General features: G+C 74.9%; 5 protein-coding genes and 1 rRNA gene. 1 reads left to right on the top strand and 5 read right to left on the bottom strand.

From position 1 onward, the window contains the following. A 5S ribosomal RNA gene (gene rrf, locus BJF88_RS15610) occupies positions 1–93 on the top strand; the annotation flags it as partial. A 73-nt stretch (positions 94–166) separates the two neighbouring features. Here rrf and BJF88_RS15605 read toward each other — a convergent pair. The 5 genes from BJF88_RS15605 to BJF88_RS19755 all read right to left on the bottom strand — a co-directional run. Then, on the bottom strand, positions 167–1129 hold the full coding sequence (locus BJF88_RS15605; RefSeq protein ID WP_075829476.1) for an alpha/beta hydrolase: 963 nt from the start codon (positions 1127–1129) through the stop codon (positions 167–169). A gap of 6 nt (positions 1130–1135) precedes the next feature. Next, positions 1136–1846 carry a maleylpyruvate isomerase N-terminal domain-containing protein gene (locus tag BJF88_RS15600; RefSeq protein WP_075829478.1) on the bottom strand — a complete coding sequence of 237 codons (711 nt, stop codon included), beginning with the start codon at positions 1844–1846 and terminating at the stop codon, positions 1136–1138. 62 nt (positions 1847–1908) lie between these two features. Next, positions 1909–3150, bottom strand: a complete 1242-nt coding sequence (locus BJF88_RS15595) for a homoserine O-acetyltransferase (RefSeq protein WP_255372095.1) — start codon at positions 3148–3150, stop codon at positions 1909–1911. Positions 3151–3226: 76 nt separating this feature from the next. Then, complete coding sequence (locus tag BJF88_RS15590; RefSeq protein WP_075829475.1) at positions 3227–4564, bottom strand: bifunctional o-acetylhomoserine/o-acetylserine sulfhydrylase; 1338 nt, start codon at positions 4562–4564, stop codon at positions 3227–3229. A 700-nt stretch (positions 4565–5264) separates the two neighbouring features. Next, positions 5265–5528, bottom strand: a 264-nt coding sequence (locus BJF88_RS19755) for a hypothetical protein (protein WP_158068960.1), incomplete at its 5' end; no start/stop codon positions are given.

Below are 5528 nucleotides of genomic sequence, written 5' to 3'. Positions count from 1 at the left end.
AACGCCCGGTCCCATACCGAACCCGGAAGCTAAGCCTTCAGCGCCGATGGTACTGCCCTGGAGACGGGGTGGGAGAGTAGGACGCCGCCGGACAACCCTTCACCGAGGCCCACCCCCCACGGGTGGCCTTCGGCATGTCCGGAGCCTTTCCGGACGGGTCACCCCCTCAGGACCAGCCGTAGCCGGCGACCCAGCGCACCATCTCGGCGAAGTACCGCGCCCGCGGCACGGGAGCGGAGAGCGTCAGGTCGTGGATGCCACCGGGGATGCGCACGAGCGTCACCACCTTCCCGAGGTAGGAGGCGCGGCGGGCGAGCGGCTCGACGTCGAGCACCGTGTCCGCCGCCCGCATGTCCTCGGTCCACCGGGTGGCGAACAGCGACCGCTCCGCGAGCAGCACGAGGACGGGGCAGCTGATCGAGAGCCCGGCGGCCACCTGCGCGTGCCCGGCGATGATCGCGCGCAGCCAGCCGGCCCGGACCGGGAACGACGGCACGGGACGCCACGCGGGGTCGATCGTCCACGTCCCGTCGGGGCGGTCGCGCAGCGTGCGGGCGTAGTAGCCCGGGTCGACGTTGGGCAGGGGAGCGCGCGGCTGGAACCGTGCGAGCTGGCGGATGGCCGGTCCGGACACGGTGCGCGCGACGGAGCTCCCCTGCAGCTCCAGCCACGGGCTGTTGAGCACGAGCCCGCGCACCACGCCCGGGTTGCGGTGCGCCCAGAGCGCGGCGACCAGTCCGCCGGTGGAGTGCGCCATGACCATGACGGCGGCGTTGGCGCCGAGGTCCTCGTGGACGGCGGCGAGCGCCGCCTCGATGTCCGCGTCGTAGACCGTGAGGTCGTCGACGTACCCCGGGGTCTGGTGCGGACGCAGGCTGCGGCCGTACTTGCGCAGGTCGAGCGCGTAGAAGGCGGCGCCCTGGGCGTGCCAGTGCTCCGCGAGCTCCGTCTGGAAGAAGTAGTCGCTCCACCCGTGGAGGTACAGCACGGCACGCGCCGGGCGCACGGCCTCGGCGACGTGCCGCACGAGCGTCGCGACGACGGCGCCCTCCTCGTCGTCGGGCAGCGTGAGCGTGCGCCGCTCGTAGCCTTCACCGAGGACGTCGGGGAGCCAGGTCTCCTGCCGCACGAGCCGTCAGAGGAGAGGCAGCATGCGCCCGAGGTCGGGCACCGCCTCGGACGTGTGGACGGGGACGAGAGCGCGGGCCAGCACGTCGACGTCGTACGGGACGCGGCCTGCGGCGAGACGCACCCACAGGACCGGGTCCTGCACCTCGAGGCTCCATCCGCCGCGGGCGACGACCACACGCAGCAGCTCGTCCGCCACGACGTCGAGAGCGCGCGGGACGACCGGGACCGCGACGACCCCGGGGAACGAGCGCGCCAGGTCGTCCGCGTGGACGACGAGCTCGACGAGCCGGGAGACCACCATGTCGTGCGGGGTGATCGGGCCGCGCCGGGCGAGGACCGCGGTCTCGCCGGCGAGGCCGTCCAACCGTGCGAGACCCTGCGCCGCCAGCTCTTCGACACCGGCGAGCCGGTGCGGAGCGAGCCGGGCGTCCATCGCGCGCGTGGCCGCGGTGATCTCCTCGGCCCGGTCGGGATACGTGCCGAGGTACTCCGCGAGGTTCAGGGGCACGGTCCCGGGCGGCGCCGGTTCGCACCGTGCGAGCGTCTCCCAGACCTGGCCGAGGTGCGAGACGAGCTCGCCCAGCGACCAGCCGTCGAGCACGCTGGCCCGGTCGGCAGCCTGGTCGAGCGTCCCGCCGAGGTCCCGCAGCCACCGGTCGAGCGACGTCCACTGGTCCCTCAGGTGTCGGGCGGCGTCCGCGGCGTCGACGTGCATGACGGCCATCATGCCGTCCCGCCCCGTTCTTCGCGCGCACGGCTCGTGCGGAGCGTCCGCCGTCAGCCGCGGGCGCGGGTCCTCTCGCCGAGGAAATCGGCCATGATCGGGCCGAGCTGCTCGTGCTCGATGAGGAAGCCGTCGTGGCCGAAGTCGCTGCGCAGGGTCCGCAGCGGCTCCGCGCCCGGGATCCCCGCCGCGATGCGGGCGCAGTCGGAGGGGAGGAAGAGCCGGTCCGAGTCGACGGCGACGACGAGCGCGTGCGCCGTGATCGACGCGAGCGCGGCCTCGACCCCGCCGCGGTCGCGCCCCAGGTCGTGCGTGAGCATCGACTGGGTGAGCAGCACGTACGAGTTCGCGTCGAACCGCCGCGCGAGCTTGTCGCCGTGGTGGTCGAGGTACGACTGCACCGCGTAGCGCCCGTCGGTGAAGGGATCCTCGCCGCCCTGCGGCAGGCGGCCGAACCGGGCGTCGAGCTCCTGGGCGGAGCGGTACGTCGCGTGCGCGATCTGCCGGGCGAGCCCGAGGCCGAGGTGGGGTCCCTCGCCGTCGGGCGCGTCGTAGTAGTCCCCGCCGCGGAAGCGCGGGTCGGCGTGGATGGCGCCGATCTGCGGGTGCGCCCACGCGATCTGGTCCCCGGTCGTCTGGGCGGACGTCGCGATCGCTGCGAGCGACTCCACCTCGATGCCGGCCTCGGGCCCGAGGACCGCCCATTCGAGCACCCGGTGCCCGCCCATGGACGCCCCGACGACGAGCGCCCACGACCCGATGCCGAGCGAGCGTGCCAGCTCGATCTCGACCGCGACCTGGTCGCGCGCCGTCACACGTGGGAAGCGGCTTCCCCAGGGAGCTCCGTCGGGTGCGAGGGATGCCGGGCCCGTGGTGCCCTGGCACCCCCCGAGGACGTTGGGCGCGACCACGAACCAGCGGTCGGTGTCGATCGGCGCGCCGGGCCCGACCAGCTGCTGCCACCACCCGGCGGTGGTGTGCCCGGGGCCGGAAGGGCCCGTGACGTGCGAGTCCCCGGTGAGGGCGTGCAGGACGAGGACGGCGTTCGACCCGTCCGCGGCGAGCGTCCCCCACGTCTCGTACGACACGCGCACGTCGGCGAGCCGACCGCCGGCCTCGAGGTCGAACGTGCCGACGTCCGCGAACCGCCGGTTCCCGACGTCGTCCCCGTCGCGCCACGCGCCCGTCGCGGGGGCGGCGGCCTTGACGGCCGCGCGCGACGACGGGACCGCCCCCCGCGGGGACGCGGTGCGGGCGGGGCGGGGCTGGGGCAGCTCGTCGGTCGTGGGTGTCACCGCCGGCCACTGTACGGCCGGGGCGCCGGCGGCGCCCCGGCTGTCCAGATCCGTCATCGCGCGTCCTGCCGCAGCCTCAGGCGCCCAGCGCCGACTTGGCGGCCGTGAACCCGAGCTCGAGGTCCGCGAGGATGTCGTCGACGTGCTCGATGCCGACCGCGAGCCGCACGAGCCCGGGCGTGACGCCGGACTGCGCCTGCTGCTCCGGCGTGAGCTGGCTGTGCGTCGTCGACGCCGGGTGGATGACGAGCGAGCGGACGTCGCCGATGTTCGCGACGTTCGAGTGGAGCTCCAGCGCGGAGACGAACGCCTGCCCGGCCTCGGCGCCGCCGTCGAGCTCGAACGCGAGCACGGCGCCGGCGCCGCGCGGGAGGTACTTCTGCGCGTTCGCGTGCCAGGGGCTCGACGGGAGGCCGGCGTAGTGGACGGTGCGGACGTCGTCGCGCGCCTCGAGCCACTCCGCGACCCGCTGCGCGTTCGCGACGTGGCGCTCCATGCGCAGCGAGAGCGTCTCGATGCCCTGCGCGATGAGGAAGGCGTTGAACGGCGAGATCGCCGAGCCGAGGTCGCGCAGGAGCTGGACGCGCGCCTTGAGCACGTAGGCGAGGTTCGCGCCGAGGATGCCCCCCACGCCGAGGTCGCGGGCGTACACGATGCCGTTGTACGACGGGTCCGGCGTGTTGAAGCCGGGGAAGCGCTCGGGGTCCGCCGCGAAGTCGAAGGACCCGCCGTCGACGATCACACCGCCGATCGCCGCGCCGTGACCGCCCAGGTACTTCGTCGCGGAGTGCACCACGACGTCGGCGCCGTGCTCGAGCGGGCGTACGAGGTAGGGCGTCGCGACCGTGTTGTCGACGATGAGGGGCACGCCGCTCTCGTGGGCCACGCCGGCGACGGCCTCGATGTCGAGCACGTCGGCGCGCGGGTTCGGGACGGTCTCGGCGAAGAACAGCTTGGTGTTCGGGCGGACCGCGTCGCGCCACGCCTGCGGGTCGTGGGGGTCGGTGACGAACGTGGTGTCGATGCCGAGCCGGCGCAGGGTGTGGTTCAGCAGGTTGTAGGTGCCGCCGTACAGGCTCGGGGACGCGACGACGTGGTCGCCCGCCTCGGCGATGTTGAGGATGGCGAACGTCTCGGCGGCCTGGCCGGACGCGAGCAGCAGCGCGCCGACCCCGCCCTCGAGGGACGCGATGCGGTTCTCCACGACCTCCTGCGTCGGGTTGCCGATGCGCGTGTAGATGGGGCCGAGGTCCTTGAGCGCGAAGCGGTCGGCCGCGACGGAGGCGTCGGGGAAGACGAAGGACGTCGTCTGGTAGATCGGCAGCGCGCGGGCACCGGTGCCCGGGTCGGCCTGCTGGCCGGCGTGGATCTGGCGGGTCTCGAAGGACCAGGCGGGGGACTGGGGAGTGCTCATCGGTTCGCTCCTGCGGGACGGTGGGAGGCGCACGTGCGCCGGGACGACGGCCGCGGGAGCAGGTGGTGGGACCCGGCCGCGGCGGGGAGGCGCACGCGGGACGTGGTGCCCGGGGTCACGGTGCTGCCGACGTCGGCCGCACCGGCCACGAGGGCAGGCGAACGTGCGCTGAGGTCAGCAACACATTCGACGGGTCATGTGCCGACAGTAGGCAGGGACGGCGGCGCACGGAAAGGGTGTCTCGCATCGCGAGACCACATGTTGAGAAGCGTCCGCCGTCCCGATCGCCGGGCGGGCGCTGCGGGCAGACTGCGAGGGCAGCCGGATGAGAAGGACCGAGAAGGACCGAGAAGGACCGGGACGAGGTGGGACGGATGCGGGATCCGGCGGGCGCAGGACGCGACGCGGACCACCGGCGCGGTGACGAGCGCGCGCGGCGACCGGGTGGCGGCGCGGTGCCGGGAGCGGGTCGACTGGCCGGGGCGGCCGCCGCGACGGCGCTCGTCCTGGGGTTGGGGGTCGGCGTCGCCCCCGGCGCCCCCGCCGCTCCGACGCCCGGACCCGGTGCCGGGGACGGTGCCACGAGCGGCGACGGGTCCGCGCGCACCGACCGCGACGCGGCGGACGTCGAGGCCGAGCTCGCCGCACTGCGTGCCGAGCGCGGCCGTGCGCAGAGCGCGGTGCAGGGGGCGGCCGAGGACTACGCCACGGCCCAGGCCGCGCTCGCCGACGCCGAACCGAGCTGCGCGAGGCGCGCGAGGCGGCGGCCGCCGCCGAGGCGGCGCAGGGCGCGGCGCGGGCCACGCTCGGAGCGCTGTTCCACGCCTCGCGGCAGAGGGCGGACGGCCTCGACACGCTGCGCGCCGTGATCGAGGCGGACGGCGTCGCCGACGTCGTCGAGCGCGAGCAGGCCGCGCGCGGCCGGACGCACCGCGAGCCGCGCGGTCGAGGAGCACGCGGCGGC

It is taken from the genome of Cellulosimicrobium sp. CUA-896, from assembly GCF_001942335.1.
In the GTDB taxonomy this organism is placed as follows: Bacteria; Actinomycetota; Actinomycetes; order Actinomycetales; family Cellulomonadaceae; genus Cellulosimicrobium.
Note: the sequence above shows the minus strand (reverse complement) of the source record. Positions and strands in the feature narration are given on the sequence as shown.